Consider the following 26,237-nt stretch of genomic DNA (forward strand, 5'->3'; position numbering starts at 1 on the left):
CGTCGCTGTTGGACGCATCGGGGCATCAGCAATTCGCCGGGCGCCCGGCGTGCCGGCCGGGGACGGGCCGCCTGTCCGTCCACAACCACCAGGGCTGCGGCCGCTTCCCGGGAGGACGCCGCCGCCGCCAAGCCGTGCCCGGCGCAACCGATGCCGGGGGCGCAGGACCCGCCGGCCGCGATCCACGCGGCCGGGCGATCAGGAAACACCGAACCACATGGCATCCGCCACTCGCCTCGCCACCCACGACCGCCCGCAGGCGCCGCCGCCCGGGGGTGAGGACTTCGCCGCCCTGCTCGACGCGACCCTCGGCCCGAACACCGGCTTCGCCGGCACCGTCGTCACCGGGAGAGTGATCCGCGTGGACGACGACTACGCGATCGTGGACGTCGGCCTGAAGAGCGAGGGGCGCGTGCCCCTCAAGGAGTTCGCCCCGCCGGGGCAGAAGCCCGAGGTCAAGCCGGGCGACATCGTCGAGCTGTTCGTCGAGCGCTACGAGGACCGCGAGGGCACGATCGTGCTCTCGCGCGAGAAGGCGCGGCGCGAGGAGGCCTGGACCAATCTCGAGAAGGCGTTCCAGGCCGGCCAGCGCGTCCAGGGCGTGATCTTCGGCCGCGTCAAGGGCGGCTTCACCGTGGATCTCGGCGGCGCCGTCGCCTTCCTGCCCGGCAGCCAGGTGGACATCCGCCCGGTGCGCGACGTCACGCCCCTGATGGGCACGCCGCAGACCTTCCAGATCCTCAAGATGGACCGCGCGCGCGGCAACATCGTCGTCTCGCGCCGCGCCGTGCTCGAGGAGACGCGCGCCGAGCAGCGCGCCGAGCTGGTGCAGGGCCTGAAGGAGGGCATGATCCTCGAGGGCGTGGTGAAGAACATCACCGACTACGGCGCCTTCGTGGACCTGGGCGGCGTGGACGGCCTGCTGCACGTCACCGACATCGCCTGGCGGCGCATCAACCACCCTTCCGAGGCGCTGGAGATCGGCCAGAAGGTCAAGGTGCAGGTGATCCGGTTCAACCCGGAGACCCAGCGCATCTCGCTCGGCATGAAGCAGCTCATGGCCGACCCGTGGGAGGGCGTGGCGCTCAAGTACCCGGTGGGGGCCAAGTTCACCGGCCGCGTCACCAACATCACCGACTACGGCGCCTTCGTCGAGCTGGAGCCGGGGGTCGAGGGCCTGGTCCACGTCTCGGAGATGAGCTGGACCAAGAAGAACGTCCATCCGGGCAAGATCGTCTCCACCAGCCAGGAGGTGGAGGTGGTGATCCTCGACGTGGACGAGCCGAAGCGGCGCATCTCGCTCGGCCTCAAGCAGGCGCAGGGCAACCCGTGGGAGCAGTTCCTCGAGAAGCACCCGCCGGGCAGCGTGATCGAGGGCGAGATCCGCAACATTACCGAGTTCGGCCTGTTCGTCGCGGTCGGGCCCGACCTCGACGGCATGGTGCACATGTCCGACCTCTCCTGGGACGAGCCGGGCGAGGTCGCGATCCAGAAGTACCGCAAGGGCGACGTGGTGAAGGCCAAGGTGCTGGACGTGGATGTCGAGAAGGAGCGCATCTCGCTCGGCATCAAGCAGCTCCAGGCCGACCCGGCGGCCGAGGTGCTCGACCGCATCCGCAAGGGCGACATCGTCACCTGCGTCGTCAGCAAGATCGAGAGCAACGGCATCGAGGTGAAGGTCGAGGACGTGCTCACCGGCTTCATCCGCCGCTCCGAGCTCGCCAAGGACCGCGCCGACCAGCGCCCGGACCGCTTCGCCGTCGGCGAGAAGGTGGACGCCAAGGTGACCGCCATCGACCGCGCCGCCCGCCGCCTCACCCTCACCATCAAGGGCAAGGAGGTGGACGAGGAGCGCGAGGCGATGAAGGAGTACGGCTCGGCCGACTCCGGCGCCTCGCTCGGCGACATCCTCGGCGCCGCGATCCGTCGCCGGCGCGAGCTGGCCGGGGAGGAGTAGGCCGCTTCCCGTGGCCCATCCCCGCGCCCGGGACGGTCGGATGCCGGCCGCGCCGGGCGCGGGCGCCCTGGGTCGGGCTGGCGCCGAAGCGTCCATGTCGCTGGAAGCCGACCTGCTGATCGACCGCCGCCGGCTCAAGCGCCGCCTCGCCTTCTGGCGGGTGGCGGCGGTGCTGCTCGGCGTCCTCGCCCTGTTCGCCGTCTTCGGCCCCGGCGAGGGCGTGCCGGGAGGCGCGGTGCTCGGGCGCGGCCATGTCGCGCGGCTGCCGGTCAGCGGCTTCATCTCCGACGACCGCCGCACGATCGAGGCGCTGGACCGCGCGGCGCGCGACGACGCCGTGCGCGCCCTGATCGTCTCCATCGACAGCCCCGGCGGCAGCGTGGCGGGCGGCGAGGCGCTGCACGCCGCCATCGCCCGCTTCCGCGCCCACGGCAAGCCGGTGGTCGCGGTGATGGGCGGCACCGCCGCCTCCGCCGGGCTGATGGTGGCGATGGCGGCCGAGCGCGTGCTGGCGCGGGAGGCGACGCTGACCGGCTCGATCGGCGTGCTGCTGCAGAGTTTCGACGCCTCCGAGCTGCTCGCGCGCCTCGGCGTGCGGCCGGAGACGCTGGTCTCCGGCCGGTTCAAGAACCAGCCGAGCCCCTTCCAGCCGCTCTCCGAGGAGGGGCGCGCCCAGCTCATGCGGGTGGTGGCCGACATGCACGAGCAGTTCGTCGCCATCGTCGCGCAGGGGCGCAACCTGCCGCTGGAGCGGGTGCGCGAGATCGCCGACGGCCGCGTGTTCACCGGCCGCCAGGCGCTCGCGCTTGGCCTGGTGGACGCGATCGGCGGCGAGCGCGAGGCGCGCCGCTGGCTGGCCGCGGAACGCGGCGTTCCGGAGGAGACGCCGGTGCGCGCGCTCGACGTGCGCAGCGGCGGCGAGCGGCTGCTCGAATGGGTCGTCCGCTCCGTCACGAAAACCCTGGTTTCAGAATGGCTTGCGGTTGACGCTCCGCGGGCCCTCTGGCAGCCTCTCCCCTAGTCCGGACGATGCGCCGCTCCCGCGGTGCCGCAGGGAGGCGGCCGGGGGCAGGGAGGCGGCCGCGCCGGGATGAGGGACGCCCGCGATGACGAAGTCCGAACTGATCGCGATGCTCGCGGCAAGCAACCCGCATCTGCGCCAGCCCGACGCGGAACTGATCGTCTCGACCATCTTCGAGGAGATCAGCGCGGCGCTCGCGCGGGGCGACCGGGTGGAGCTGCGCGGCTTCGGCGCCTTCTCGACCAAGCGGCGGGAGGCGCGGCAGGGGCGCAACCCGCGCACCGGCGCGACCGTCGCGGTCGCCGGCAAGACGGTGCCGTATTTCAAGGCGGGCAAGGAGCTGCGGGAGCGGATCAACCGCGGCGCCGCCGCGGCGCCGCAGGCGGCGTCGCCGGCGGCGCCGGAGCCCGCACGGGCGCGGCGCGGCAGCGTGCCGCATCCGGCGGCCTGAACGGCCGCGCCCGCGCGGCGCGGCGCCTGGGGGCGCCGGGGGAGCCGGGGGGGGGCGGGGGCGGCCGCCGGGCGAGGAGGGGAGCGCGCTTGGAATGCGCTGGGTGCTGATTCTGCCGCTGCTCGTGCTGCTGGTGCTGTTCGCGCTGTCGAACCGCGAGGCGGTGGCGCTCCGGCTGTGGCCCTTCGATCTCGCCCTGGTCGCGCCGGTCGGCGTGGCGATGCTGGTGCTGGCAGCGGTGGGGTTCCTGGCCGGCGCCCTGGTGGCCTGGGCCGCCTCGCTCGGCGCGCGCCGGCGGGCGCGGCGCCTGGAGCGCGCGGCGAAGGCGCTGGAGGCGGAGCTCGCCGCGCTGCGCGCGCGCGAGGCGGCGGCCGCCGCTGCGGAGAGGCGGGGCGAGGCGCCGTCCCGGGCCGCCATGCCGGCGCTGGCCGGGCCCGCCGAGGCGGCGCGCCGGTGAGGCGCGCGTGGCGGCCGTGATCGCCCGTCCCGACTCGCCGCGCGCGCGGCTGATCGCCGCGCTCGATACCGCCGAGGCCGACCGCGCCGCCGCTCTCGCCGCGGCGCTGGCGCCGGAATGCGGGCTGCTGAAGCTCGGCCTCGAATTCTTCGCCGCGCAGGGGCCGGCGGGGGTGGCGCGCCTGGCGGCGGCCGGCGGCGGCCGGGCGGCTCCCGTCTTCCTCGACCTCAAGCTGCACGACATCCCGAACACGGTGGCGGGCGCGGTGCGCGCGGTGCTGCCGCTGCGGCCGGCGATGCTCACGGTGCACGCCGCCGGCGGCGCGGCGATGGTCGCGGCCGCCCGCGAGGCGGCGGAGCGCGCCGGGGTGCTGCGGCCGGCGATCCTCGCCGTGACGGTGCTGACGAGTCTCGACGCCGCGGCGCTCGCCGCGACCGGCGTCGCGGGCGGGCCGGTGCAGCAGGTGCTGCGCCTGGCGCGGCTCGCGCTCGAGGCGGGGGCGGACGGGGTGGTGTGCTCGCCGCAGGAGGTGGCGCGCCTCCGCGACGCGCTCGGCGCGGCGCCGCTCCTCGTGGTGCCCGGGGTTCGCCCCCCGGGCGCCGCCAGGGGCGACCAGGCGCGGGTGGCGACCCCGGAGGAGGCGGTGCGCGCGGGCGCGGACTGGATCGTGGTCGGCCGGCCGATCACCGGCGCGGCGGACCCCGCGGCGGCGGCGCGGGCGATCGCGGAGGCGCTGCCGGCGTGACCTTCGTCAAGATCTGCGGCGTCAACGACGCGGCGGCGATGGACGCTGCGGCAGCGGCCGGCGCGGACGCGGTCGGCTTCGTCTTCTATCCGCCCAGTCCGCGCGCGGTGACGCCGGCCGAGGCGGCCGCGCTCTCGGCGCGCGCGCCGCGCGGGGCGCCGTTGCGCGTGGGCCTGTTCGTGGACCCGGCGGATGCGGAGATCGCGGCGGTGCTGGCAGCGCTGCCGCTCGACCTGATCCAGCTCCACGGGGCGGAGACGCCGGAGCGCTGCGCCGCGGTCCGCGCGCGCTTCGGCGTGCCGGTGATGAAGGCGCTGGGGGTGGCGCGGGCGGAGGATCTCGACGCGCTGGCGGACTACGCGGCGGCGGTGGACCGCCTGCTGCTCGACGCCAAGCCTTCGGCGGCGGCGGCGCTTCCCGGCGGCAATGCGGAGTCCTTCGACTGGACGCTCACCGCCGGCCGCGCGATCCCGCGCCCCTGGCTGCTCGCCGGCGGGCTGACGCCGGAGAACGTGGCGCGGGCGATCCGCGAGAGCGGCGCGCCCGGCGTGGACGTCTCCTCCGGCGTGGAGCGGGCGCGGGGGGTCAAGGACGCGGCGCTGGTCGCACGCTTCGTCGCGGCCGCGAAGGGGCGCCCGCCGCGCGCCGGCTGAGACAGCTTCCGGGCCTCGCGGGGCGGCGGCGGTCCGCTTCCGCCCCCGCCCCCCCGGCGCTATGACGGGCGGCCGAGCCCGGGGAACGCCGCCGCCGTGAACACGCCTCCGCCGCCCAACTCCCTCCGCCAGGGGCCCGACGCCCGCGGCCGTTTCGGCGGCTTCGGCGGCCGCTTCGTCGCCGAGACGCTGATGCCCCTCATCCTCGAGGTCGAGCGGGCCTACGAGGCGGCCAGGCGCGATCCGCAGTTCCTGGCGGAATGGCGCGCGCTGCTGAAGGACTATGTCGGCCGTCCCTCGCCCCTCTGGTTCGCGCGCCGCCTCACCGAGCACCTCGGCGGCGCCAAGGTGTACTTCAAGCGCGAGGAGCTCAACCACACCGGCGCGCACAAGATCAACGCGGTGCTCGGGCAGATCCTGCTGGCGCGGCGCATGGGGCGCAAGCGCATCATCGCCGAGACCGGCGCGGGGCAGCACGGCGTCGCCACCGCCACCGCCTGCGCCCTCTTCGGCCTCAAGTGCGTCGTCTACATGGGCGCGACCGACGTCGAGCGGCAGCAGCCCAACGTGTTCCGCATGAAGCTGCTCGGCGCGGAGGTGCGCCCCGTCGCCGCCGGCGCCGCGACGCTCAAGGACGCGATGAACGAGGCGCTGCGCGACTGGGTGGCCAACGTCCACGACACCTACTACTGCATCGGCACCGTCGCCGGGCCCCACCCCTACCCGGCGATGGTGCGCGACTTCCAGTGCGTGATCGGCGAGGAGACGCGCGCGCAGATCCTCGCCGCCGAGGGGAGGCTGCCCGACGCGCTGGTCTGCGCCGTGGGCGGAGGGTCGAGCGCGATGGGGCTGTTCCACCCCTTCCTCGACGATCCGGGCGTGGCGATGTACGGCGTGGAGGCGGCCGGGCGCGGCCTCGACACCGGGGAGCACGCCGCCTCGCTCAACCGCGGCCGGCCCGGCGTGCTGCACGGCAACCGCACCTACCTGCTGCAGGACGCGGACGGGCAGATCCGGGAGGCGCACTCGATCTCCGCCGGTCTCGACTACCCCGGCATCGGCCCGGAGCACGCCTGGCTGCACGAGATCGGGCGGGTGAAGTACGTCGCCGCCACCGACGAGGAGGCGCTGGAAGCGTTCCAGCTCTGCTCGCGGCTCGAGGGCATCATCCCGGCGCTGGAATCGGCGCACGGGCTGGCGCAGGTGATCAAGCTCGCGCCGACCATGCCGAAGGACGGGATCATCGTGCTCAACCTCTCCGGCCGCGGCGACAAGGACATCTTCACCGTGGCGAAGCATCTCGGGGTCGCGCTGTGAGCCGCATCGCCGAACGCTTCGCCGTGCTCCGGCGCGAGGGCCGCGGGGCGCTGATCACCTTCGTCGAGGGCTACGATCCCGATCCCGCGACCTCGCTCGCCATCCTGCGCGGGCTGCCGGGCGCGGGGGCGGACCTGATCGAGATCGGCGTGCCCTTCACCGACCCGATGGCGGACGGCCCCTCGATCCAGCGCGCCGGCCTGCGCGCGCTCAAGGCCGGGGCGACGCTCGCCGGCGTGCTCGCGCTGGTGCGCGACTTCCGCGCCCAGGACCCGGCGACGCCGGTGGTGCTGATGGGCTACTTCAACCCGATCCTCGCCTACGGCGTCGCGCGCTTCTGCACCGACGCGGCGGCCTCCGGCGTGGACGGGCTGATCGTGGTGGACGTGCCGCCGGAGGAGGCGGACGAGATCGAGCCGCAGGCGAGGGCGCAGGGGCTCGACCTGATCCGCCTGGTCGCGCCGACGACGGACGAGGCGCGGCTGCCGCGCGTGCTCGCCGCCACCTCGGGCTTCGTCTACTACATCTCGATCACCGGCATCACCGGCACCCGCAGCGCGACCGCCGAGCACCTGCGCGGGGCGGTCGCCCGGCTGCGCCGCCACACCGACCTGCCGCTCGCCATCGGCTTCGGCATCCGCACGCCGGAGCAGGCCGCGGAGGCGGTGCGCATCGCCGACGCCGCGGTGGTCGGCTCGGCGCTGGTGGACACGCTGGCGGCGAGCCTGGACGCGGCGGGACGCGCGCGGCCGGACACGGTGCGGCAAGTGCTGGACCAGGTGCGCGTGCTGGCGGAGGCGGTGCGGGGCGCGGCCCGCAGCGGGGGCGGGTGACGCTTCCGCCGCCGGGCCCCGCGGACATCCGCGCCGCCTACCGGCTGCTGCTCGACCGCGAGCCCGACCCGGACGGGCTTGCGCACTACGGGCGGCAGGCCGCGGCGGGGAAGCTGAGCTTCGCGCGGCTGCGCGAGATCCTCCTCGCCTCGGAGGAGTTCCGCGGCAAGGCGCGCCGGCGGCGGGCGCAGGTGGACATCGGCGGGGCGGTCGTCGTCGTCGATCCGGAGGAGCCGGCCTTCGGCGCCCACATCGCGCGGCACCGGCAGTGGGAGCCGCACGTCGCCGCGGCGCTCGCCCGCCATCTCGCGCCCGGCGCGGTGTTCGTGGACGTCGGCGCCAATGTCGGCGTCATGGCCTTCCGCGCGGCGCGCCTGGTCGGGCCCGCGGGCAAGGTCATCGCCTTCGAGCCCGATCCGGCCAACGCCGCGCTGTTCCTGCAGGGCGTGGCGGCCAACGGCTTCGCGCAGGTCCGGCTGTTCCCGCTCGCCCTCTCGGACGCGCCCGCGGTGTTCGCCCTGCAGGGCGGCTCCAACGGCTATCTCGTCGCGGCCGGCACGACCGATGTGATGGCGCAGGCGCTGCCTGGCGACGACGTGCTCGGCGGCGAGCCGCGCATGGACCTGGTGAAGCTAGACATCGAGGGGCACGAGCCGCGGGCGCTGCGCGGTCTCGCGCGCACGCTGGCGCGGCACCGGCCCTGGGTGCTCTGCGAGTTCAACCCGCGCTGCCTGCGCGCGCATGGCGGCACGGATCCCGCGGATTTCGCGGCGCAGATCTTCGCCCTCGCCGCGCCCTCCGGCGTCACGGCGATCCGCCACGACGGGCGGGAGGCGCCGGTCGCCTCGCCCGCCGCGCTGCTCGCCTTCTGGGAGGACTGCGACCGGGAGGCGGCAGCTTCGGGCCGCCTGCCCCCCGGCATGGCGCATCTCGACCTCCTGTTCCGGGCGGGATGAGGCGGGGCGTCGCCGCCGGCCGCCCCCGTCCCGGCCGCGAGGCCGGGGTTGACCCGCCCCGCCCGGCGCCCCTACTGCCTGCCTGCCGCATGGCAGGGTGGGTGCGATGAATTGGATCAGCGACTGGGCGCTGCCGAAGATCCAGACGCTGTTCGGCGCCAAGAAGGAGGTGCCGGACAACCTCTGGCACAAGTGCCCGGCCTGCGAGCAGATGATCTTCCACCGCGACCTCGAGCGCGCGCTGCACGTCTGCCCGCATTGCGGCCACCACATGCGCATCGGCGCGATGCAGCGGCTGAAGTACACGCTGGACGAGGGCTTCCAGCGCATCGAGCTGCCGAAGATGCCGCAGGATCCGCTGCGCTTCCGCGACCAGCGGCGCTATCTCGACCGGCTGAAGGAGGCGCAGTCGCGCCTGCAGATGGACGACGCGGTGCTGGTCGCGCACGGCACCATCGAGGGCCGGCGCGCCGTCGTTGCGGCGTTCGAGTTCGCCTTCCTCGGCGGCTCGATGGGCGCCGGCGTCGGCGAGGCGCTGGTCACCGCGGCCAAGCTCGCCGTGCTGCAGGACGCGCCGCTGATCGTCTTCACCGCCTCCGGCGGGGCGCGGATGCAGGAGGGCGCGATCTCGCTGATGCAGATGCCGCGCACCGTGATCGCGACGCGCATGGTGAAGGAGGCGGGCCTGCCCTACATCGTGGTGCTGTGCGACCCGACCACGGGCGGCGTCACCGCGAGCTTCGCCATGCTCGGCGACATCCACATCGCCGAGCCCGGCGCGCTGATCGGCTTCGCCGGCGCGCGCGTCATCGAGCAGACGGTGCGGGAGAAGCTGCCCGAGGGCTTCCAGCGCGCCGAGTACCTGCTCCGGCACGGCATCCTCGACATGGTGGTGAAGCGCTCCGAGATGCGCGCCACGCTCGCGCGCCTGATCGGGCTCCTGCGCGAGCCGGAGCGCGCCGTGGCGGAGGGCGAGGCCGGCAGCGCCGCGGCGCCGCGCATGGCGCTGCCCGCGCCCGAGAACGGCGGGGACGCCGCGAAGCCGCCGGCGTCGCCGGCCGCGTGAGCGCGAGGGCCGCCGCCGCCCTCGCCGCCCAGCCTCCGGCGGGGCGCAGCGAGGCGATCGTCGCCCGGCTGCACGCGCTGCATCCGGTGCTGATAGACCTCAGCCTGGACCGGATGCGCCGCGCGCTCGCCGCGCTCGGCCACCCGGAGCGGCGCCTGCCGCCGGTGGTGCACGTGGCGGGGACCAACGGCAAGGGCTCGACCTGCGCCTTCCTGCGCGCGATCGCCGAGGCTGCGGGGCGGCGCGCGCATGTCTACACCTCGCCGCATCTCGTGCGCTTCCACGAGCGCATCCGCCTCGCCGGCAGGCTGGTCGAGGACGAGGCGCTCGCGGCGGCGCTGGAGGAGGTCGAGCGGGCGAACGCCGGCGCGCCGCTCACCGTCTTCGAGGTGATCACCGCCGCCGCGCTGCTGCTCTTCGCCCGTGTGCCGGCGGACCTGCTGGTGCTCGAGGTCGGACTCGGGGGGCGCCTCGACGCGACCAACGTGGTGGACCGCCCGGCGGCGACGGCGATCGCCAGCGTCTCCCTGGACCACATGGAGTTCCTCGGCAACACGCTGGAGAAGATCGCCTTCGAGAAGGCCGGCATCCTCAAGCCCGGCGTGCCCTGCGCGACCGGCCTGCAGGACCCGGCGGCGCTGCGCGTGATCGAGGCGCGCGCGGCGGAGCTCGGCGCGCCGCTGCTCGCGCGCGGGCGGGACTGGACGATCGCGCCCGCGGGGGGCGGGCTGCGCTACGCCGACGCGCGCGGCGCGCTCGACCTGCCGCCGCCCGCGCTGCCTGGGGCGCACCAGGCCGACAATGCCGGCATCGCCATTGCCGCGCTGCGGGCGTGGAATCCCGATTGGCTGACCGACGCCGCGATCGCGGCGGGCGTGGCGCGCGCCGAGTGGCCGGCGCGGATGCAGCGGCTGCAGGGCGCGCTGGCGGCGCGCCTGCCCGCGGGATGGGAGCTGTGGCTCGACGGCGGGCACAATGCCGGCGCCGGGCTCGCGCTCGCCGCGCACCTGCGCGGCTGGCGCGACCGGCCGCTGCACCTGATTGTCGGCATGAAGGGCTCGAAGCAGGCGGCGGCGTTCCTGCACCCGCTGCTGCCGCTCGCCGACACGCTCTGGGCGGTGGCGGAGCCGGACCAGCACCAGGCGATGCCGGTCGCGGCGATCGTCGCGGCGAGCGGCGGCGTCGCCCGTCCCGGGCCGACGGTCGCGGCGGCGCTCGACGCGCTGCCGAAGGACGGGCCGCCGGCGCGGGTGCTGGTCTGCGGCAGCCTCTACCTGGCGGGCGAGGTGCTGAAGGCGGACGCGGCGGCCGCCCCGGTTCCTCAGCTCTCCAGCTCGGCGTCCCAGTACAGGTAGTCGCGCCAGCTCTCGTGCAGGTAGTTGGGGGGGAAGCTGCGGCCGTTCTCCTGCAGCTCCCAGGTGGTGGGCTGGCGCGGCGGGCGGCGCGGGAACATCCTGCATTCCTGCGGCAGGCGGTTGCCCTTGCGCAGGTTGCAGGGGCCGCAGGCGGTGACGACGTTGTCCCAGGTCGTCCGCCCGCCGCGGCTGCGCGGGATCAGGTGGTCGAAGGTCAGGTCCTGGGTCGGGCGCGGCTCGGCGCAGTACTGGCACTCGAAGCGGTCGCGCAGGAACACGTTGAAGCGCGTGAAGGCCGGGCGGCGCGCCGCCGGGATGTACTCCTTCAGCGCGATCACGCTGGGCAGGCGGATCGTCAGGCTGGGGGAACGGACCTCGTGATCGTATTCGCTGAGCACCGCGACGCGGTCGAGGAACACCGCCTTGACCGCGTCCTGCCAGCACCAGACCGACAGCGGGAAATAGGAGAGCGGCCGGAAGTCCGCGTTCAGGACGAGCGCGGGAAAGTGCCTCTCCCCGGCGGGAATACTGCCGTCTGGCAAGCGCCGCTCCTCTCGGCGACGAGCCGGCCAGCTTCGGGGCTCCGGCACGGCGCGCAGGCCCCAGATGCTGTGGCGCCGCCGCGTCTCGGGCCATTCATGCCACCGGACGTTCGGCGCCGCAACCGGGGCCCGCCCCGTTTCACCGCGCCGTCACGGAGAAGGCCCGCTGCAGGAACAATGCGCCCAGGGCGAGTCCGGCCTCGTCAATGCCGTGGCCGAGGCGCGGCGCGTAATACGCCTCCACCGGCACGCCGGCCGCGCGCAGCGCCTGCTCTGCGGCCCGGCTAGCCGCCGCGGGGACGGTCTCGTCCGCCTCGCCGTGCACCAGCAGGACCGGCGGGCGCCCCGCGCGCTCGACGGCGAGCGACTCGGGCGCGAGCAGCGCGCCGGAATAGGCCAGGATCGCCGCGGGGGGCGGGCGGCGGCGCAGCCCCGCGAACAGCGCCGTCATCGCCCCCTGGCTGAAGCCCATCAGGGCGAGCGGCGCCGCCGGAGGCAGGCCGTGGCGGGCGAGCTCGGCCGCGAGGAAGCGCTCCAGGACCGCGGCGGCGAGCCGGACGCCGGCCTCCAGGCGTGCGGGGGTGCGGTCCTCGATGCCGAACCATTGCCATCCGAAGGGGGCGCCCTCGCAGGGGAACGGGGCGTGCGGGGCGACGAAGGCGGCCTCCGGCACCGCCTGCGACCAGCGCGGGGCGAGGCCGATCAGGTCGTGCCCGTCGGCGCCGACGCCGTGCAGCAGCACGACCAGCTGGCGCGGCGCGCCGCCGGATCGCGGACCCCAGCGGGGGCCGTCGAGCTGCTGCGGGTCCGCCATCGGCCGCTGCCCTGCCCTTCCCTCCCCTCTTCGCTCCCGCTACCCGGGATGCGCCATGCCGGCAAGCCCGGTCGTCACCCGCTTCGCCCCCAGCCCGACGGGGTTCCTGCATCTCGGCCACGCCCATGCGGCGCTGTTCGGCTGGCGCCTGGCGCGCGCCGCTCCCGGCGGCCGGTTCCTGCTGCGGCTCGAGGACATCGATCCGGGCCGCTGCCGCCCGGAGTTCGCGGCGGCGATCCTCGAGGACCTGGCCTGGCTCGGACTCGACTGGGACGGCGAGGTGCGGGTGCAGTCGGCGCATCTCGGCGAATACCGCGCGGCGCTCGAGGCGCTGGCCGGGCGCGGGCTGCTCTACCCCTGCTTCTGCACCCGCGCCGAGATCGCGCGCGAGGTCGCCGCCGCGGCCCACGCGCCGCACGGGCCGGACGGGCCGCTCTATCCCGGCACCTGCCGGCACCTCTCCGCGGCCGAGCGGGCGGCGCGGATCGCGCGCGGCGAGCCCTACGCGCTGCGGCTCGACATGGCGCGCGCGCTCGCTGCGGCGCCGGGGCCGCTGAGCTACGCGGAGCGCGGCGCGGGCCGCGTGCGCTGCGACCCGGCGCGCTTCGGCGACGTGGTGCTGGCGCGCAAGGACGTGCCGGCGAGCTACCACCTCTGCGTCACCCACGACGACGCGCTACAGGGCGTGACGCTGGTCACGCGCGGCGAGGACCTGCGCCCGGCGACCGACCTGCACCGGCTGCTGCAGGCGCTGATGGGCTGGCCGGAGCCGGCCTACGCGCACCACCGGCTGCTGACCGACGCGGAGGGGCGGCGCCTCGCCAAGCGCGACCGCGCGGCGACCCTGCGCGCGCTGCGCGCGGCCGGGCGCACGCCGGCCGAGGTGCGGGCGATGGCGGGCTTCCCGGACTGAGGCGCCGGCGGCCTACGCCGGCCCCTGGTCGAGGCCCGCGCGCAGCTCCCTGCCCTCGGCCGAGTCGGGGGCGATCAGCCCCTCGCGCAGGAACAGGTCGAGCAGCACCAGGTTGACGTTGAACTTCACCTGATCGGTGTCGCGCACGGCCTCCAGCACCCGCCGCGCCGGCCAGAGCTCGAAGCGCTCCACCTCGTCGTCGTTCGGCCGCGGCACGAAGTCCTCCGGCAGCGCGAGGTCGTAGCAGTGCAGCACGTCGCGCCGCAGCCCGCCCTCCGCCTGCGCCATGACGTAGGAGACGCGGCCGACGCGGCGCGCCTGCGCCGCGAGGGCGGGCGGCACGCTCGCCTCCTCCGCCGCCTCCTTGAGCAGCGTCTGCTCGGCGGTGAGGCCCGCCGGGATGCCGCCGGCGACCAGGTTGTCGAGCTGGCCCGGCGCGACGCTCTTGTCGCGCGACCGCCAGCCGACCCAGAGATGCAGCCCGTCGCCGCGGCGCACCAGGCCGTTCACGTGCACGCCCTGGGAGATCACGCCGAAGGCGGGCAGCGCGCCGCGGTCGAGCGTGGCGAGCGCCGGCCCGTCCGGCGTCGCACGCACGTCGAAGGCCTCGCCGCGCAGGCGGAAGAAGCCGCGCCGGGCGAGGCGCTCGCAGACGCCCGCCAGCGCCTCCGTGCGCGCGGCGGGGCTGCGCAGCCGGGCGGCGAGGGAGACGCCTTGCGCGTCGAAGTGGAACTCCCGCGGCCAGAAGGCGAGCGCGCGGGCGAGGTCGCGCGACAGCCAGCCGACCTGCTGCCCGGCGATGCGGAAGGGCACGAGATGCGCCGGCGAGGCGAGGTTGTTGCAGGCCGCGATGTGGCGGGCGAAGGGCGAGGGCATGCCCTCCTGTAGCGCGCGGCCGGGCCGGGCGCGAGGTGCGGCCCGCCCCGCCGCCCTCAGGCGAAGCGCGCGAAGGAGAGGAAGCGGTGCGCGTGGGCCGGGTAGCGCGCGGTGAGGGCGGAGACGGGCTCCGTGTGGTCCGTCTCCCAGGTGTCGGCGACCACCGCGCTCGGCTGCCAGCGGGCGATCTCGGGCTCGCACGGGTTGGGGAAGCCGTCCTGGATGCCGATGACGCAGACGGCGTGCCGCGGCGTGCCGTTGCGGGTGAAGATGTAGATCACGTCCACCGGCCGCACCCCGGCGGCCTTCAGCACCAGGAAGGTGGCGGCGGCCTGGTACTGGCAGTTGCCGCCGCCCTGGGTGAGGGCGAGGTAGCCGGTGTTCTCCGCCACCAGGATGCGCTTCGGGTCGGTGGGGCGGGTGGTGTCGTTGAGGTCTATGTTCCAGCTGTCGAGCAGGGCGTCGATCTCGCGGTTCGCCAGTTCCGACCGCACGACGCGCCGCAGCTCGCTCGCGAAGGTGACGAGGCCGAGCGGGTCGAAGCCGCCGCGGAAGGCGCCGGGGTCGGACATGAAGCGGTTGCCGGCCCCGAGCGGCATGCGCTTGCGCACGGCGGCCATGGCGGCCGAGCCGGCGATCGCCCAGTTGCGCGCCAGCGGCTGCACGCCGCGCACGAGTTCGGCCACGAGCGCCCGCTTGGCGCCCTCGTCCACCCCGGGGAGTGCCATGGGAGGGTCCTCGATCGGCAGCGGAGCCAAGTATGCCCCGGCCGCGCGGGTTCGGGAAGCCTCCCCGCCATGCGGTCCGGCTTGCCGAAGGGCGGCGGCGTGCCAAGCTCTGGCTGGCAACCGCGCCTCTATCCCCCACTCGCCAGCCGGCTACCCCGCGCGGACCGGAGACCTTCGTGCCCCCTGCCGCCCCGACCGAACCCCGCAGCCACTTCCGGACCCTGCTCGCCCTCGCCCCCTGGCTCTGGCCGCCGGGCGAGCCCGGCCTGCGCGCGCGCGTCGTCCTCGCCCTCCTCTTCCTCGTCCTCGCCAAGGTCGCCAACGTCCTGGTGCCGATCGCCTACGCCCGGGCGGTGGACGCGCTGACGCCGCAGGGCGGCGCGGGGGCCGTCGCCGCGATTCCGCTCGCCCTGATCCTCGGCTACGGGCTGCTGCGCATCGCCGCCTCGGCCTTCGGCGAGCTGCGCGACGCGGTGTTCGTCAGGGTCCAGGCGCGGGCGGCGCGGCGCATCGCCCTCGAGGTGTTCCGCCACCTGCACGCGCTCTCGTTGCGGTTCCACCTCGACCGCCAGACCGGCGGCCTGTCGCGCGTGATCGAGCGCGGCACGCGGGGCATCACCTTCGTGCTCGACTTCATGCTGTTCACCATCATCCCGACGATCCTCGAGATCGCGGCGGTGGCGCTGGTGCTGTGGGGGATGTTCGACCTCTCCTTCGCCGCGGTGACGCTCGGCACGATCGGGATCTACGTCGCCTTCACCCTGCTGTTCACCGACTGGCGCCTGCGCTTCCGGCGCGAGATGAACAGGACCGACCAGGACGCCAACACCAAGGCGATCGACTCCCTGCTCAACTACGAGACGGTCAAGTACTTCGGCAACGAGGAGCACGAGGCGCGGCGCTACGACGCCTCGCTGGCCCGCTACGAGCGCGCCTACATCCGTTCGGAGGTCACGCTGAACCTGCTCAACGCCGGCCAGGCGACGATCATCGCCCTCGGCCTGACCGCGGTGATGCTGATGGCGGGCCAGGGCGTCGCGCGCGGGGAGATGACCGTGGGCGACTTCGTGCTGGTCAACACCTACCTGATCCAGCTCTACCTGCCGCTCAACTTCCTCGGCTTCGTCTATCGCGAGATGAAGCAGTCGCTGACCGACATGGAGGCGATGTTCGCCCTGATGCGCGAGCAGAGGGAGGTCGCCGACGCCCCGGGCGCGCCGCCGCTCGCGCCGGGGCCGGGCGAGGTGCGCTTCGAGGACGTGCATTTCGGCTACCGGCCGGACCGCGAGATCCTCAAGGGCGTGTCCTTCACCGTGCCGCCGGGGAGGACGCTCGCCATCGTCGGGCCGACGGGGGCGGGCAAGTCCACCATCTCGCGCCTGCTGTTCCGCTTCTACGACGTCACCGGCGGGCGCATCCTGGTGGACGGGCAGGACATCCGCACGGTGCAGCAGCAGTCGCTGCGCGCCGCGATCGGCGTCGTGCCGCAGGACACGGTGCTGTTCAACGACACGATCGGCTACAACATCGCCTACGGCCGCCCCGACGCGTCGCAGGAGGAGATCGTGCGCGCCGCGCGGCTCGCCCAGGTGCACGACTTCGTGCTGCGCCTGCCGGAGGGCTACGACACGATGGTGGGCGAGCGCGGCCTCAAGCTCTCGGGCGGGGAGAAGCAGCGCGTGGCGATCGCGCGCACCATCCTCAAGGATCCGCGCATCCTGATCCTCGACGAGGCGACGAGCGCGCTCGACACCCGCACCGAGCAGGAGATCCAGGCGGCGCTGCGCCAGGTCTCGCGCGACCGCACCACGCTGGTGATCGCGCACCGGCTCTCCACCGTGGTCGAGGCGGACGAGATCATCGTGCTGCAGGACGGGAGGGTGGTGGAGCGCGGCAACCACGCGGCGCTGCTCGCCGCGGGCGGCCTCTACGCCGAGATGTGGCGCCGCCAGGCGCAGGCGCTGGCGAAGGCCGAGGAGGCCGCGGCGGCGCAGGCCGCGGCGGGCCTCGGCCGCCCGCCCGCGGAGGAGGCCACGGCGGCGCCGGCGGAGGCGGAAGCGGCGAAATGAGGGCGGGCCGGTCCGCCGCCCTCACTCGTCGAGCTTCACCCCCAGCCGCTCCGCCCGCTCGCGCCAGAGCGCGTCGTCGGCCCGGATCGTCGCGGCGAAGGCCGCGCGGTCGGCGACGTGCGCCACCATCCCGTTCGGGGTGAAGAAGGCCGCCGCCTCGGGCGCGCGCACGAACTCCTGCACCGCCGCGGAGATGCGGTCGGCCGCCGCCGCCGGCAGGCCGGGCGGCCCCAGCACGCCCATCCAGAGGTCGGCGGCGAGGCGGAAGCCCTGCTCGATCAGCGTCGGCACCTCGGCGGCGCCGGGGAAGCGCGCGTGCGAGGCCACGCCGAGGATGCGCAGCCGTCCCCCCTGCGCGAGCGCGAGCCCGACCGGCATCATCATCGCGTCCACCTGCTCGGCGAGCATCGCCTGCACTGCCGGGGCGGCGCCCTGGAACGGCACGTGCTGCGCGTCGAACCCGGCCTCGGCGCGCAGGCTCTCCATCATCACCTGCGAGGTGCTGGCCACGCCCCAGGAGGCGAAGGTGACGGGCGTGCCGGCCGCCTTGGCGCGGGCGACGAAGGCGCGCGCATCGCCGGCGCCGAAGCCGGGCCGCACGACCAGGGCGAAGATCAGCCGCGTCACCGCCGCGACCGGGACGAAGGCCTCCGGCCGGTAGGGCAGGCGGCGGTAGACGTAGGGATTGACCGAGACCGTGTCGGCGGTGGTCATGACCAGGGTATGGCCGTCCGCCGGCGCGCCCTGGACGTGCTGCATGGCGACGATGCCGTTGGCGCCGGGGCGGTTCTCCACCACCACGGGCTGGCCGATCCGCGGCGTCAGCTCGCGCGCGACCCAGCGCGCGACCACGTCGGTGCCGCCGCCCGGCGGATAGGGCACCACCAGGCGGATCGGCCGGGTGGGCGCCCACGCCGCCGCGCCGCCGCCGGGCGCCGCCGTTCCCTGCGCCGCAGCGCCGGCGGGCGCGGCCAATGCGGCCGCGGCCCCGGCGAGCCATGCGCGGCGGGGCAGGCCCGCGCCTCGTTCCCTCCACTCCGGCATCGGATCGTCTCCTCCCCTCGGCCGCCCCTGGCGGCGGCCCCGGCTGAAAGTCTAGCCGGTCCGCAGGGCGAGGGGGTGCAGCCCCGGGCGGCCCGCCGCGGCGGGCTTTGCGCCAGGCCTTCCGCGTCCTACCTGCGGGGGAGGACAAGGAGTGCGCCGCATGCAGCAGGACCCCCAGGGCGTGGCACCGGAGGATCTGAGCCACGCCGGCTCGGTCGTGGACAAGGCCATCGAGTACATGATGGAGCAGAACATCGCGCCCATCTCGATCGCCTCGGCGCTGCTCGGCGGCACGCTCGGCCTGCTGGCGCGGACGATGGACGACCGGGCGATCGCCCAGGTGCTGCGGAGCGCCCTCGCCTCGGTCGAGAGCGGGGAGCTGCGCGAGGCCTACAACACCGCGCCTCCGCCGCAGGGCGGGACGGCGCTGTAGGGCTTCGCTCCCGGGGGCCGGAGGCCGGGCCGCCGGACCCGGCGCGCCGGGCCGGGGCGGGCCGCCGCGCGGCCGGGCTCAGTTCAGCCGGTGGCGCAGCTCCTCGGCGACGGCGCGCATGCGGGCGGCCTGCTCGCCCTCGGGGCAGAGCTCGAGGAAGCGGTCGAGGCAGGCCAGCGCCGCGCCGATCCGCTCCAGCCGCCGGTTCATCATCGCCGCCTCGCGCCACAGCCCCGCATGATCGGGCGCGAGGCGCAGCATGTCCTCGGTGCAGACCAGCGCGCCCGCGAGGTCGCCGGCGCGCAGGCGGCGCAGCTTGATGTTGTTCTGCAGCCGCAGCAGCACGTCCCGCCGCGCCATGGGCAGCAGCAGGCCCGGGCGCAGCTCCGCGCGCTCGCCGCCGAAGCGCTTGAGCAGGGCGCGCAGGTCGGGGGCGGTGAGCGCGGCGCCGCCGGCGAACACGTCCACCACCGCCTGGGCGCGCCCGCCCTCCAGCGCGATCAGGAAGTGGCCCGGGAAGTCTATGCCGTGCGCGCCCCAGCCGGCGGCCTCGGCGGCGTGCAGCCAGAGGATGCCGAGCGCGACCGGCAGGCCGCGGCGGCGCTCGACCACCCGGATCAGGTTGGCGTTGACGAGATCGTCATAGGTTTCGGTGTCGCCGGCGTAGCCGAAGCGGCCGTGGATCACCTCGGCGAGGACGGCGCGGCGGCGGTCGAGATCCCCGGCGTCGGCCTCCGGGTCGGAAGCGGCGGCCTCCACCGCGGCACGGGCCAGGTCCGAGAGATGCGCCGCCACGCCGCGCCAGTCGGCGGCCGGCGAGTCGATGCGGGCGAGCTGCAGCGCCACGCCGGCGAGGTCGAGTTCGGAGTCCGGCAGCCGGCCGGCGGCTTCGAGGGCGGCGCGGGCTTCGGCCTCGGGGGTGAGGGACATGGCGGAGGAAGTGTTGTCGTCCGCCGCGCGCGGTTCAAGCGCCCGCCGTCCGGCGGGGCGGGAGCGCCGCCGTCACGCCGGGGCGGCAGGGGCGGCGCCCCTGCGGGCCGGGCTCGCTCTCCCGGCCGCCGCCGGCGGCGCTCAGCCCTCCTCCGGGGCCTTCGCCACCATCCGGCCGAGCCGCCGCCCGGCGAACAGGTGCACGTGGAAATGCGGCACCTCCTGCCCGCCATCGGCGCCGACATTGCTGAGCAGGCGGTAGCCCCGCGCCGCGATGCCGAGCCGGCGCGTCACCTCGCCGACCGCGCGCCAGAACCCGGCGATCTCCTGCGCCGAAGCGCCGGCGGAGAAGTCGGCGAAGCTCACCCAGCGGCCCTTCGGGATCACCAGCACGTGCACCGGCGCCTGCGGGTTGATGTCGTGGAAGGCCAGGGCAAACTCGTCCTCGTAGACACGCCGGCACGGGATCTCGCCGCGCAGGATGCGGGCGAAGACGTTGTTGTCGTCGTAGGCGGGTGTCGTCGTGGTGCTCATCCTCGCCTCATCCCTCCTTGCTCACGGCAGCTTGCGCGTCCCCGCCGACTCGAGGATGCCCTGCGGGCGCGCGGCCTTCTCGGCGATGCCGCTGATGCCCTGGCGGCGGGCGAGCTCGGCCCAGACCTCCTCGGGCCGGATGCCGGCGTTCACCCAGACGACGACGAGGTGGTAGAGCAGGTCGGCGCTTTCCATCACCGTCCCCTCGCGGTGCCCCTGCGTCGCCTCGATGACGCACTCCACCGCCTCCTCGCCGAGCTTCTGCGCGACCTTGGCCGTGCCGCGGGCGATCAGCCGGGCCGAATGCGACCGCGCGACGTCGCCCTGCACGCGCCGCGCCTCGACGGTCTGCCACAGCGAATCGAGGATCGCCGCCGTCGCCGCGGAGGGAGGCGGCTCGTAGGGCGCGAGGTGGCGGCCCTCGGCCAGCAGCGTGCCCTCCGGCGGGGGCACCGGCAGCGCCGGCACCCCCGGCGGGAGCGGCAGCGCCGCCGCGGCGGCGGCCTTCCTCTTCCGCTTGGGGGCGGTGGCGCCGCGCGGCTTTGCGCGCCCGGCCGCGCCGGTGCTGCCCGTCGCCCCGTTCGCCTGCCGCTTCTTGCGCCGCTTGGCGTCCTTTCCCATCCCTCTCCGTCCCTCAGGCGGCCCGCGCCGCGCCGCGCGGGATCGGCCGCACCGGCAGGCCGGCGGCGGCAAGCGCCGCCTTGGCGTCCGCGATGCGCATCTCCCCGTAGTGGAACACGCTGGCCGCGAGCAGCCCCGTGGCGCCCGCCCGCGCGCCCTCGACGAAGTGATCCGCGGTGCCGACGCCGCCCGAGGCGACGATCGGCACCCGCACCGCGGCGCGCACGGCGCGCAGCAGGTCGAGGTCGAAGCCGGCCTTGGTGCCGTCGCGGTCCATCGAGGTCAGCAATAGCTCCCCGGCGCCCGATTCGGCCATGCGCCGGGCCCAGGCGACGGCGTCGAGGCCGGTCGGGCGGCGCCCGCCGTGGGTGAACACCTCCCACCGGCCGGGCGCCACCCGCTTGGCGTCGATGGCGACGACGATCGCCTGGCTGCCGAAGGCCTCCGCGGCGCGGCGGACCAGGTCCGGCTCGGCGACGGCGGCGGAGTTGATGCTGACCTTGTCGGCGCCGGCGAGCAGCAGGCGGCGCACATCCTCGAGCGAGCGCACCCCGCCGCCGACGGTGAGGGGGATGAACACCTCCGCCGCGGTGCGCGCCACCACGTCGAGCATGGTGGCGCGGTTCTCGGCGGAGGCGGCGATGTCGAGGAAGGTGATCTCGTCGGCCCCCTCGGCGTCGTAGGCGCGGGCCTGCTCGACCGGGTCGCCGGCGTCGCGCAGGGCGACGAAGTTCACGCCCTTGACCACCCGTCCGTCCTTGACGTCGAGGCAGGGGATGATGCGGAGGGCGAGCATGGCGATGGCGTCCCGGGCTGGCCGCGCCGCGGCGGAGCCTGTCCGCGGGCGGGGTGGGGAGGCGTGGGGTGGAATGCCGGCGCGGTCAAGGGCCGCGGCGCCCGGCCGGGCGTTTCCTATCGCGTCGCCAGTTCCAGGAAGCGCAGCAGGGCGGAGAGGTCCTCGGCGTTGCCGACCGTCTGCTCCGGCATCCGCGTCCCCGGCGTCACCGCTTCCGGCCCGCGGGTGAACAGGTCGGCGACCGTCTCGCGGGTCCAGACGATGTCGCCGCGCCGGAGGCGCTCGGAATAGGGATAGCCCGCCACGCCGCCCATGCGCCGCCCGAACAGGCCGGCGAGGTGCGGCCCGGCGCGGCTGGCGCCGCCGGCCTCGGTCAGCGCGTGGCAGACGGCGCAGGCGCGCCAGACGCGGGCGCCGTGCGGCTCGGCGGCCGCGGCGGCGGCGAAGGCGGCGGCCTCCTCCGGCGGTTCGGCTTCGGCGGGACCGCCGCCGACGGCCCGCCCGGTGGCGACGTCCCAGCGCCGCACGCGGCGGTCCGCGCCGCCGGTCCAGAGGCCGGTCCCGTCGGCGGTGAACAGCACCGACCAGAAGGGATGGCCGGGCCCTTCCAGGGTGCGCAGCAGCCGGCCTTCCGGCAGGCGCCACAGCGCGACGCTGCCGCCGAGGCTCGCCGCGGCCAGCGTCCGCCCGTCCGGCGCGACCGCGAGCCCGACCAGCGGGCGCGCGCCGGCGGAGAGGGTGCGTGGCGGGCCGGCCGCCTCCACGCCGCCATCGGCCGGGGGCGGGGCGATCAGGCGGATCGTGCCATCGGCGCCGGCGGCGGCGAGCCCGCCGTCCGGCAGCGCGACCAGGGCGTTCTGCGGCACGCCATAGGCGCCGAGCAGCCGGGGCGGCGCGCCGGGCGCCGCCGGCCAGAGCCGCACGGTGCCGTCGTAGCCGGCCGTGGCCAGCGTGCCGTCGCCACGGAACGCGACGCCGTTCACCGGGCCGGCATGGCCCTCGAGCACGCGCGGCGCGGGCGCGCCCTCGCCCGCCGCCGGGTCCGCCGGCAGGACCCAGACCCGCGCCGTGCCGTCCCACACCGCCGCCGCGAGGCGGCGCCCGTCGGGGGAGACGGCGAGCGCCGCCACCGGGGCATCGAGCGCGGCCAGCACCCGCTCGGGCGCCGCCTCGCGCGGAATGGCGCCGTCGCCCGCGATCCGCCACAGCGCGATGCGGCCGTCCTCGCCGGCACTGGCGAGGCGGCCGTCGGGCAGGGCCGCCAGCGCGTTCACCGCCCCGGCGTGCCAGCGCAGGACGGCGCGCGCCCGTCCGGCCGCGGGGGTCCAGAGGATCACCGACCGGTCGAACCCGGCCGAGGCGAGGCCGCCGTCGGCCGTCAGCGCCAGGGCCCGCACCGGTCCGCCGTGCCCCGCGAGCTCCTGGGCGCCCGCCTCCCGCGCTCCGCCCGGCAGGGCGGGCAGCAGCGAGGTCAGGGCGAGGAGGAGGAAGCCCGGCCGACGCATCCCCCAAGGAGTGGCGGCGCCGCGGCGCCCGTGCAAGCCTCGGCGCCCGGCGCCGCGGGCCGGCCTCAGATCACGAACGCCACCGTTCCCGTGGCCGCGACGTCGTAGCCGCCGAGCCGGGCGGCACGGGCGCGGAACGCCGCCCCGCGGGCGAAGGCGAGCAGCGCCTGCACCGGCGGCTCGACATGGGTGCGCAGGCGCATCACCAGGTCGAAGCGCTCGCGCAGCAGCGGCACGAAGGCGAGGCCGCGGATCTCGGCCTCGGCGCGGATGCCGAACCCGGCCTCGGCACGGCCCTCGGCCACCGCGGCGGCGACCTCGTCCTCGGCCAGGGCGGGCTCGGGGAGGAAGGCGACCTGCTCGAGCCGCAGCCCCGCCTCGGCGAGCAGGTGCAGCAGGGCGAGGTGGCTCCCCGCGCGCCGCTGCCGGCCGATGACGCGCACGCCGGGGCGCGCCAGGTCGGCCACCGTCGCGAGGCCGAGCGGATTGCCCGGCGGCAGGATCAGCCCCTGTTCGCGCCAGGCCCAGACGAGCCCGACCACGCCCTCGCCGGGAACCGCGCCGAGCGCGTCGCACGCCGCCGGGCGGTTGAACTCGCCGCTGTCGGGGTCGCGCAGATGGGTGGCGGCGACCGCCGCCTCGCCGCGCGCCAGGGCATCGAGCCCGTCGAGGCTGCCGCCGGCGCGCAGGGCGAGGCCGCAGCCGGACTGGCGCACCGCCCAGTCGAGCAGCGGATCGTGGCTGCCGGCGATGATCGGTGGCGGGCTGGCGGCGGGTCCGCCCGCGGCCGGTCCGGGCGTCGCCGCGGCGGCGAGCAGCCCCTCCGGGTCGGCCGCGCGCAGCAGCCAGCGCTCCAGCGCGGCGCGCGGGAACAGCCACTTGCCGCCGAGCTGCGCGGCGGGGACGCGGCGGGCGCGGGCGAGATCGTAGAGGCGGCGTTCGGACAGGCGCAGGAAGCCCGCCGCCTCGCGCAGGGTCAGGACATCCGGCAGATTCCGGAATTCTCCGGCAGATTTCGCCATGGCCGCGACGACGCCCGCTTGACGCTGGCCCCTGCCCTTAGCAGCTTCCGCCCGCGGCCGCCCGCCCCCGCGCGGAGCGGGGCCCCCTGTCGGAAGGGCGGCGCGCGGGGAGGGCGCCCGGCGGTGGAGGATTTCGGCACCGCGTTCGCGATCGCGCTGCGGCTGATCGGTTCGGGCGATCCGGCGCTGCTCGGCATCGTCCGCCTCTCGCTCGCGGTCAGCGCCGCCGCCGTCCTGCTCGCCGCCCTGGTCGGCCTGCCGCTCGGCGCGCTGCTCGCGGTGGCGCGCTTTCCCGGCCGCCGCGCCGTGATCGTGGCGCTCAACGCGCTGATGGGGCTGCCGCCGGTGGTGGCGGGCCTCGCGATCTACCTGCTCCTCTCGCGCTCCGGCCCGCTCGGCGGGCTCGGGCTGCTGTTCACGCCGGCGGCGATGGTGCTCGCCCAGGCGGTGCTGATCGCGCCGATCCTCGCCGCCCTCTCCCGCCAGGTGCTCGCGGCGATGTGGGAGGAGTACGCCGAGCAGCTCCGCTCCTTCGGCGCCGGTCCCTGGCGCGCCGTGCCGACCCTGCTGCGCGACGGCCGCTTCGCCCTCGCCACCGTGCTGCTCGCCGGCTTCGGCCGCGCCTCCGCCGAGGTCGGGGCGGTGATGATCGTCGGCGGCAACATCGAGGGCTTCACCCGGGTGATGACGACGGCGATCGCGCTCGAGACGGCGAAGGGCGACCTGCCGCTCGCGCTTGCCCTCGGGGCGGTGCTGATGGCGATCGTGCTGGCCGTGAACGCCGCGGTGCAGCTCCTGCGCGACGCCGCCGCGCGGCGGGCGGCGTGAGGCCGGGAGCGCCGATGCTCCTGCGTCCTCCCGGTGCCACCGGCGGCGCGGCCGAGGGGCCGCGCTGCGCCTCGATCCTGCCGTTGCGCGTCGCCGGGCTGCGCTATGCCGCCGGCGGGCAGAAGATCCTGCGCGGGGTGGATTTCACGATCGCGGCGGGGCTGCCGACCCTGGTGGTCGGGCCGAACGGCGCCGGCAAGAGCGTGCTGCTGCGCCTGCTGCACGGCCTGCTCGTGCCGCAGGCCGGCCGCGTCGCCTGGGCGGCGCCCCCGGAGGAGGCGCGCCGCCGCCAGGCGATGGTGTTCCAGCGGCCGGTGATGCTGCGCCGCTCGGCCCTCGCCAATGTCGCCTATCCGCTGGCCCTGGCCGGGCTGCCGCGGACCGAGCGGGCGGCGCGGGCGCGCGCGGCGCTCGCCCGCGTCGGCCTCGCCCATCTCGCCGAGCGGCCGGCGCGGCGGCTCTCCGGCGGCGAGCAGCAGCGCCTCGCGCTCGCCCGCGCCGCGGCGCTGGCGCCGGAGGTGCTCTTCCTCGACGAGCCCACGGCGAATCTCGACCCCGCCGCCACCCGCGCGGTGGAGGCGATCGTGCGCGACATCGCCGCGGCGGGGACCAAGGTGGTGATGACCAGCCACGATCTCGCGCAGGCGCGGCGGCTGGCCGGCGATGTCCTGTTCCTGCACCGCGGCCGGGTGGTCGAGCACGCGCCCGCCGAACGCTTCTTCGCCGCTCCCCGCGCGCCGGAGGCCGCGGCGTTCCTGCGCGGGGAGCTGCTCGCATGAGGCGCGCCCTGCCGCGGCGGGCCGCGCTGGGGCTCTGCCTCGCCGGCCTCGCCCCGCCCGCCGGCGCGCAGCCGCGAAGCGTCCTCCTCGCTTCCACCACCTCGACCGAGCAGTCCGGCCTGTTCCGCCACCTCCTGCCGCTGTTCACGCGGCAAACCGGCATCGCGGTGCGGGTGGTCGCGCTCGGCACCGGCCAGGCGCTCGACGTGGCGAGGCGCGGCGACGCCGATGCGGTGCTGGTGCACGACCCCGAGGCCGAGGCGCGGTTCGTCGCCGAGGGCCACGGCATCGGGCGGCGCGCGGTGATGCGCAACGATTTCGTGCTGGTCGGCCCCGCCGCCGATCCGGCGCGCATCGCCGGGATGCGGGACGCGGCGGCGGCGCTGCGGCGCATCGCCGCGGCGCGCGCGCCCTTCGTCTCGCGCGGCGACCGCAGCGGCACCCACGGGGCGGAGCTCGCGCTGTGGCGGGCGGCCGGGCTCGACCCCGCCGCGGCGGCGCGCGACGGCCGCTGGTACCGCGCCCTCGGCCAGGGCATGGGTCCGACGCTGAACGCGGCGGCGGCGCAGGAGGCCTATGTGCTGTCCGATCGCGGAACCTGGCTCGCCTTCCGCAACCGCGGGACGCTGCGCCTGCTTGTCGAGGGCGATCCGCGCCTGCGCAATCCCTACAGCGTCATCCTGGTCAACCCGGCGCGCCATCCGCACGTGCGCCACGCCGATGCGCGGGCCCTCGCGGACTGGCTGGTCTCGCCGGAGGGGCAGCGGGCGATCGCGGACTACCGGATCGGGGGGGAGCCCCTGTTCCTTCCCGACGCGCTGCCGGAGGCGGACGGGCAGCCTCCCTGACGCGCGGCCCGCGCGGCCTAGGTCCTGGACTCAAACCGTGTCCACAGCCGGATGGCGGCGAGGGCGACGGTGGAGAGGTAGTTGCGTGCGAGCTTGTCGAAGCGTGTGGCGATGCGGCGGAAATGCTTGAGGCGATTGAAGCAT

28 protein-coding genes are annotated in these 26,237 nt (G+C 75.9%); 17 read left to right on the forward strand and 11 right to left on the reverse strand.

Annotation, left to right across the window (positions count from 1 at the left end; translation table 11 throughout):
• Positions 1-217 precede the first annotated feature (217 nt).
• The 11 genes from rpsA to K1J50_RS14135 all read left to right on the forward strand — a co-directional run bounded on the left by rpsA (position 218) and on the right by K1J50_RS14135 (position 10,811).
• A complete protein-coding gene (rpsA, locus tag K1J50_RS14085; RefSeq protein WP_220118397.1) occupies positions 218-1,957 on the forward strand; it encodes a 30S ribosomal protein S1 in 1,740 nt (579 codons plus the stop codon).
• A 94-nt stretch (positions 1,958-2,051) separates the two neighbouring features.
• A complete protein-coding gene (gene sppA, locus K1J50_RS14090; protein ID WP_220118398.1) occupies positions 2,052-2,978 on the forward strand; it encodes a signal peptide peptidase SppA in 927 nt (308 codons plus the stop codon).
• A gap of 85 nt (positions 2,979-3,063) precedes the next feature.
• Complete coding sequence (locus K1J50_RS14095) at positions 3,064-3,429, forward strand: integration host factor subunit beta (protein ID WP_220118399.1); 366 nt, start codon at positions 3,064-3,066, stop codon at positions 3,427-3,429.
• 94 nt (positions 3,430-3,523) lie between these two features.
• Positions 3,524-3,886 (forward strand): lipopolysaccharide assembly protein LapA domain-containing protein, encoded by a 363-nt coding sequence (locus K1J50_RS14100; protein WP_220118400.1) that lies wholly within the window; start codon positions 3,524-3,526, stop codon positions 3,884-3,886.
• A 7-nt stretch (positions 3,887-3,893) separates the two neighbouring features.
• Positions 3,894-4,631: an orotidine-5'-phosphate decarboxylase gene (pyrF, locus tag K1J50_RS14105; RefSeq protein ID WP_369413608.1), complete on the forward strand. Its 738-nt coding sequence runs from the start codon at positions 3,894-3,896 to the stop codon at positions 4,629-4,631.
• On the forward strand, positions 4,628-5,284 hold the full coding sequence (locus K1J50_RS14110) for a phosphoribosylanthranilate isomerase (protein WP_220118401.1): 657 nt from the start codon (positions 4,628-4,630) through the stop codon (positions 5,282-5,284). The genes pyrF and K1J50_RS14110 overlap by 4 nt, the downstream gene beginning before the upstream one ends.
• A 96-nt stretch (positions 5,285-5,380) precedes the next feature.
• Entirely contained in the window at positions 5,381-6,601 is a 1,221-nt protein-coding gene (trpB, locus tag K1J50_RS14115; RefSeq protein WP_220118402.1) for a tryptophan synthase subunit beta, read from the forward strand.
• Positions 6,598-7,434, forward strand: coding sequence for a tryptophan synthase subunit alpha (trpA, locus tag K1J50_RS14120; protein ID WP_220118403.1), 837 nt, complete (start codon positions 6,598-6,600; stop codon positions 7,432-7,434). Before trpB ends, trpA begins: the two co-directional genes overlap by 4 nt.
• Positions 7,431-8,390 carry an FkbM family methyltransferase gene (locus K1J50_RS14125; protein ID WP_220118404.1) on the forward strand — a complete coding sequence of 320 codons (960 nt, stop codon included), beginning with the start codon at positions 7,431-7,433 and terminating at the stop codon, positions 8,388-8,390. The genes trpA and K1J50_RS14125 overlap by 4 nt, the downstream gene beginning before the upstream one ends.
• Before the next feature lie 106 nt (positions 8,391-8,496).
• Positions 8,497-9,456 (forward strand): acetyl-CoA carboxylase, carboxyltransferase subunit beta, encoded by a 960-nt coding sequence (gene accD, locus K1J50_RS14130; protein WP_220118405.1) that lies wholly within the window; start codon positions 8,497-8,499, stop codon positions 9,454-9,456.
• Entirely contained in the window at positions 9,453-10,811 is a 1,359-nt protein-coding gene (locus K1J50_RS14135) for a bifunctional folylpolyglutamate synthase/dihydrofolate synthase (protein ID WP_369413609.1), read from the forward strand. The genes accD and K1J50_RS14135 overlap by 4 nt, the downstream gene beginning before the upstream one ends.
• Here K1J50_RS14135 and K1J50_RS14140 read toward each other — a convergent pair.
• Together K1J50_RS14140 and K1J50_RS14145 are read right to left on the reverse strand one after the other, a co-directional pair.
• Positions 10,778-11,338 carry an HNH endonuclease gene (locus K1J50_RS14140; RefSeq protein WP_220118424.1) on the reverse strand — a complete coding sequence of 187 codons (561 nt, stop codon included), beginning with the start codon at positions 11,336-11,338 and terminating at the stop codon, positions 10,778-10,780. The two genes, K1J50_RS14135 and K1J50_RS14140, sit on opposite strands and share 34 nt — an antisense overlap.
• A gap of 154 nt (positions 11,339-11,492) precedes the next feature.
• On the reverse strand, positions 11,493-12,167 hold the full coding sequence (locus K1J50_RS14145) for an alpha/beta hydrolase (RefSeq protein ID WP_220118406.1): 675 nt from the start codon (positions 12,165-12,167) through the stop codon (positions 11,493-11,495).
• Positions 12,168-12,222: 55 nt separating this feature from the next.
• Between K1J50_RS14145 and gluQRS the strand changes: the two genes are divergently transcribed.
• On the forward strand, positions 12,223-13,080 hold the full coding sequence (gene gluQRS, locus K1J50_RS14150) for a tRNA glutamyl-Q(34) synthetase GluQRS (protein WP_220118407.1): 858 nt from the start codon (positions 12,223-12,225) through the stop codon (positions 13,078-13,080).
• A gap of 12 nt (positions 13,081-13,092) precedes the next feature.
• Here gluQRS and K1J50_RS14155 read toward each other — a convergent pair whose 3' ends face one another.
• Positions 13,093-13,956 (reverse strand): NUDIX hydrolase, encoded by an 864-nt coding sequence (locus K1J50_RS14155; RefSeq protein WP_220118408.1) that lies wholly within the window; start codon positions 13,954-13,956, stop codon positions 13,093-13,095.
• 56 nt (positions 13,957-14,012) lie between these two features.
• On the reverse strand, positions 14,013-14,684 hold the full coding sequence (locus tag K1J50_RS14160; protein ID WP_220118409.1) for a hypothetical protein: 672 nt from the start codon (positions 14,682-14,684) through the stop codon (positions 14,013-14,015).
• Between the two features lie 176 nt (positions 14,685-14,860).
• On the opposite strand from K1J50_RS14160, the gene K1J50_RS14165 reads away from it, so the two are divergent.
• Positions 14,861-16,753 (forward strand): ABCB family ABC transporter ATP-binding protein/permease, encoded by a 1,893-nt coding sequence (locus K1J50_RS14165; RefSeq protein ID WP_369413610.1) that lies wholly within the window; start codon positions 14,861-14,863, stop codon positions 16,751-16,753.
• Positions 16,754-16,774: 21 nt separating this feature from the next.
• Here K1J50_RS14165 and K1J50_RS14170 read toward each other — a convergent pair whose 3' ends face one another.
• Positions 16,775-17,638, reverse strand: a complete 864-nt coding sequence (locus K1J50_RS14170) for a tripartite tricarboxylate transporter substrate binding protein (RefSeq protein ID WP_220118411.1) — start codon at positions 17,636-17,638, stop codon at positions 16,775-16,777.
• Between the two features lie 319 nt (positions 17,639-17,957).
• Here K1J50_RS14170 and K1J50_RS14175 point away from each other — a divergent pair, with 319 nt between their 5' ends.
• Positions 17,958-18,230, forward strand: a complete 273-nt coding sequence (locus K1J50_RS14175) for a hypothetical protein (protein ID WP_220118412.1) — start codon at positions 17,958-17,960, stop codon at positions 18,228-18,230.
• Positions 18,231-18,308: 78 nt separating this feature from the next.
• Here K1J50_RS14175 and K1J50_RS14180 read toward each other — a convergent pair whose 3' ends face one another.
• The 6 genes from K1J50_RS14180 to K1J50_RS14205 form a co-directional block, all read right to left on the reverse strand.
• A complete protein-coding gene (locus tag K1J50_RS14180) occupies positions 18,309-19,160 on the reverse strand; it encodes a SirB1 family protein (protein WP_220118413.1) in 852 nt (283 codons plus the stop codon).
• Between the two features lie 141 nt (positions 19,161-19,301).
• Positions 19,302-19,694 (reverse strand): histidine triad nucleotide-binding protein, encoded by a 393-nt coding sequence (locus K1J50_RS14185; RefSeq protein WP_220118414.1) that lies wholly within the window; start codon positions 19,692-19,694, stop codon positions 19,302-19,304.
• 21 nt (positions 19,695-19,715) lie between these two features.
• Positions 19,716-20,315, reverse strand: a complete 600-nt coding sequence (locus K1J50_RS14190; protein ID WP_220118415.1) for a phosphoribosyl-ATP diphosphatase — start codon at positions 20,313-20,315, stop codon at positions 19,716-19,718.
• 13 nt (positions 20,316-20,328) lie between these two features.
• Positions 20,329-21,111, reverse strand: a complete 783-nt coding sequence (hisF, locus tag K1J50_RS14195; RefSeq protein ID WP_220118416.1) for an imidazole glycerol phosphate synthase subunit HisF — start codon at positions 21,109-21,111, stop codon at positions 20,329-20,331.
• A 116-nt stretch (positions 21,112-21,227) separates the two neighbouring features.
• Entirely contained in the window at positions 21,228-22,616 is a 1,389-nt protein-coding gene (locus K1J50_RS14200) for a hypothetical protein (RefSeq protein ID WP_220118417.1), read from the reverse strand.
• Between the two features lie 65 nt (positions 22,617-22,681).
• Positions 22,682-23,638: a helix-turn-helix transcriptional regulator gene (locus K1J50_RS14205; RefSeq protein ID WP_220118418.1), complete on the reverse strand. Its 957-nt coding sequence runs from the start codon at positions 23,636-23,638 to the stop codon at positions 22,682-22,684.
• 123 nt (positions 23,639-23,761) lie between these two features.
• Here K1J50_RS14205 and K1J50_RS14210 point away from each other — a divergent pair, with 123 nt between their 5' ends.
• The 3 genes from K1J50_RS14210 to K1J50_RS14220 are packed head-to-tail and all read left to right on the forward strand — an operon-like array spanning position 23,762 to position 26,093.
• On the forward strand, positions 23,762-24,466 hold the full coding sequence (locus K1J50_RS14210; protein ID WP_220118419.1) for an ABC transporter permease: 705 nt from the start codon (positions 23,762-23,764) through the stop codon (positions 24,464-24,466).
• A gap of 14 nt (positions 24,467-24,480) precedes the next feature.
• Positions 24,481-25,245, forward strand: a complete 765-nt coding sequence (locus tag K1J50_RS14215; RefSeq protein WP_220118420.1) for an ATP-binding cassette domain-containing protein — start codon at positions 24,481-24,483, stop codon at positions 25,243-25,245.
• Positions 25,242-26,093 (forward strand): substrate-binding domain-containing protein, encoded by an 852-nt coding sequence (locus K1J50_RS14220; RefSeq protein ID WP_220118421.1) that lies wholly within the window; start codon positions 25,242-25,244, stop codon positions 26,091-26,093. Before K1J50_RS14215 ends, K1J50_RS14220 begins: the two co-directional genes overlap by 4 nt.
• Positions 26,094-26,237: the final 144 nt, after the last annotated feature.

Origin of the sequence: Caldovatus aquaticus, from assembly GCF_019458025.1 — a bacterium.
GTDB lineage: Bacteria > Pseudomonadota > Alphaproteobacteria > Acetobacterales > Acetobacteraceae > Caldovatus > Caldovatus aquaticus.

What these genes read in the sequence shown, in the direction of transcription:
- rpsA (WP_220118397.1), top strand. Translation starts at nt 218, where the DNA reads ATGGCATCCGCCACTCGCCTCGCCACCCACGACCGCCCGCAGGCGCCG.
- sppA (WP_220118398.1), top strand. Translation starts at nt 2,052, where the DNA reads ATGTCGCTGGAAGCCGACCTGCTGATCGACCGCCGCCGGCTCAAGCGC.
- K1J50_RS14095 (WP_220118399.1), top strand. Translation starts at nt 3,064, where the DNA reads ATGACGAAGTCCGAACTGATCGCGATGCTCGCGGCAAGCAACCCGCAT.
- K1J50_RS14100 (WP_220118400.1), top strand. Translation starts at nt 3,524, where the DNA reads ATGCGCTGGGTGCTGATTCTGCCGCTGCTCGTGCTGCTGGTGCTGTTC.
- accD (WP_220118405.1), top strand. Translation starts at nt 8,497, where the DNA reads ATGAATTGGATCAGCGACTGGGCGCTGCCGAAGATCCAGACGCTGTTC.
- K1J50_RS14145 (WP_220118406.1), bottom strand. Translation starts at nt 12,167, where the DNA reads ATGGCGGACCCGCAGCAGCTCGACGGCCCCCGCTGGGGTCCGCGATCC.
- gluQRS (WP_220118407.1), top strand. Translation starts at nt 12,223, where the DNA reads ATGCCGGCAAGCCCGGTCGTCACCCGCTTCGCCCCCAGCCCGACGGGG.
- K1J50_RS14155 (WP_220118408.1), bottom strand. Translation starts at nt 13,956, where the DNA reads ATGCCCTCGCCCTTCGCCCGCCACATCGCGGCCTGCAACAACCTCGCC.
- K1J50_RS14160 (WP_220118409.1), bottom strand. Translation starts at nt 14,684, where the DNA reads ATGGCACTCCCCGGGGTGGACGAGGGCGCCAAGCGGGCGCTCGTGGCC.
- K1J50_RS14175 (WP_220118412.1), top strand. Translation starts at nt 17,958, where the DNA reads ATGCAGCAGGACCCCCAGGGCGTGGCACCGGAGGATCTGAGCCACGCC.
- K1J50_RS14180 (WP_220118413.1), bottom strand. Translation starts at nt 19,160, where the DNA reads ATGTCCCTCACCCCCGAGGCCGAAGCCCGCGCCGCCCTCGAAGCCGCC.
- K1J50_RS14185 (WP_220118414.1), bottom strand. Translation starts at nt 19,694, where the DNA reads ATGAGCACCACGACGACACCCGCCTACGACGACAACAACGTCTTCGCC.
- K1J50_RS14190 (WP_220118415.1), bottom strand. Translation starts at nt 20,315, where the DNA reads ATGGGAAAGGACGCCAAGCGGCGCAAGAAGCGGCAGGCGAACGGGGCG.
- hisF (WP_220118416.1), bottom strand. Translation starts at nt 21,111, where the DNA reads ATGCTCGCCCTCCGCATCATCCCCTGCCTCGACGTCAAGGACGGACGG.
- K1J50_RS14200 (WP_220118417.1), bottom strand. Translation starts at nt 22,616, where the DNA reads ATGCGTCGGCCGGGCTTCCTCCTCCTCGCCCTGACCTCGCTGCTGCCC.
- K1J50_RS14205 (WP_220118418.1), bottom strand. Translation starts at nt 23,638, where the DNA reads ATGGCGAAATCTGCCGGAGAATTCCGGAATCTGCCGGATGTCCTGACC.
- K1J50_RS14215 (WP_220118420.1), top strand. Translation starts at nt 24,481, where the DNA reads ATGCTCCTGCGTCCTCCCGGTGCCACCGGCGGCGCGGCCGAGGGGCCG.
- K1J50_RS14220 (WP_220118421.1), top strand. Translation starts at nt 25,242, where the DNA reads ATGAGGCGCGCCCTGCCGCGGCGGGCCGCGCTGGGGCTCTGCCTCGCC.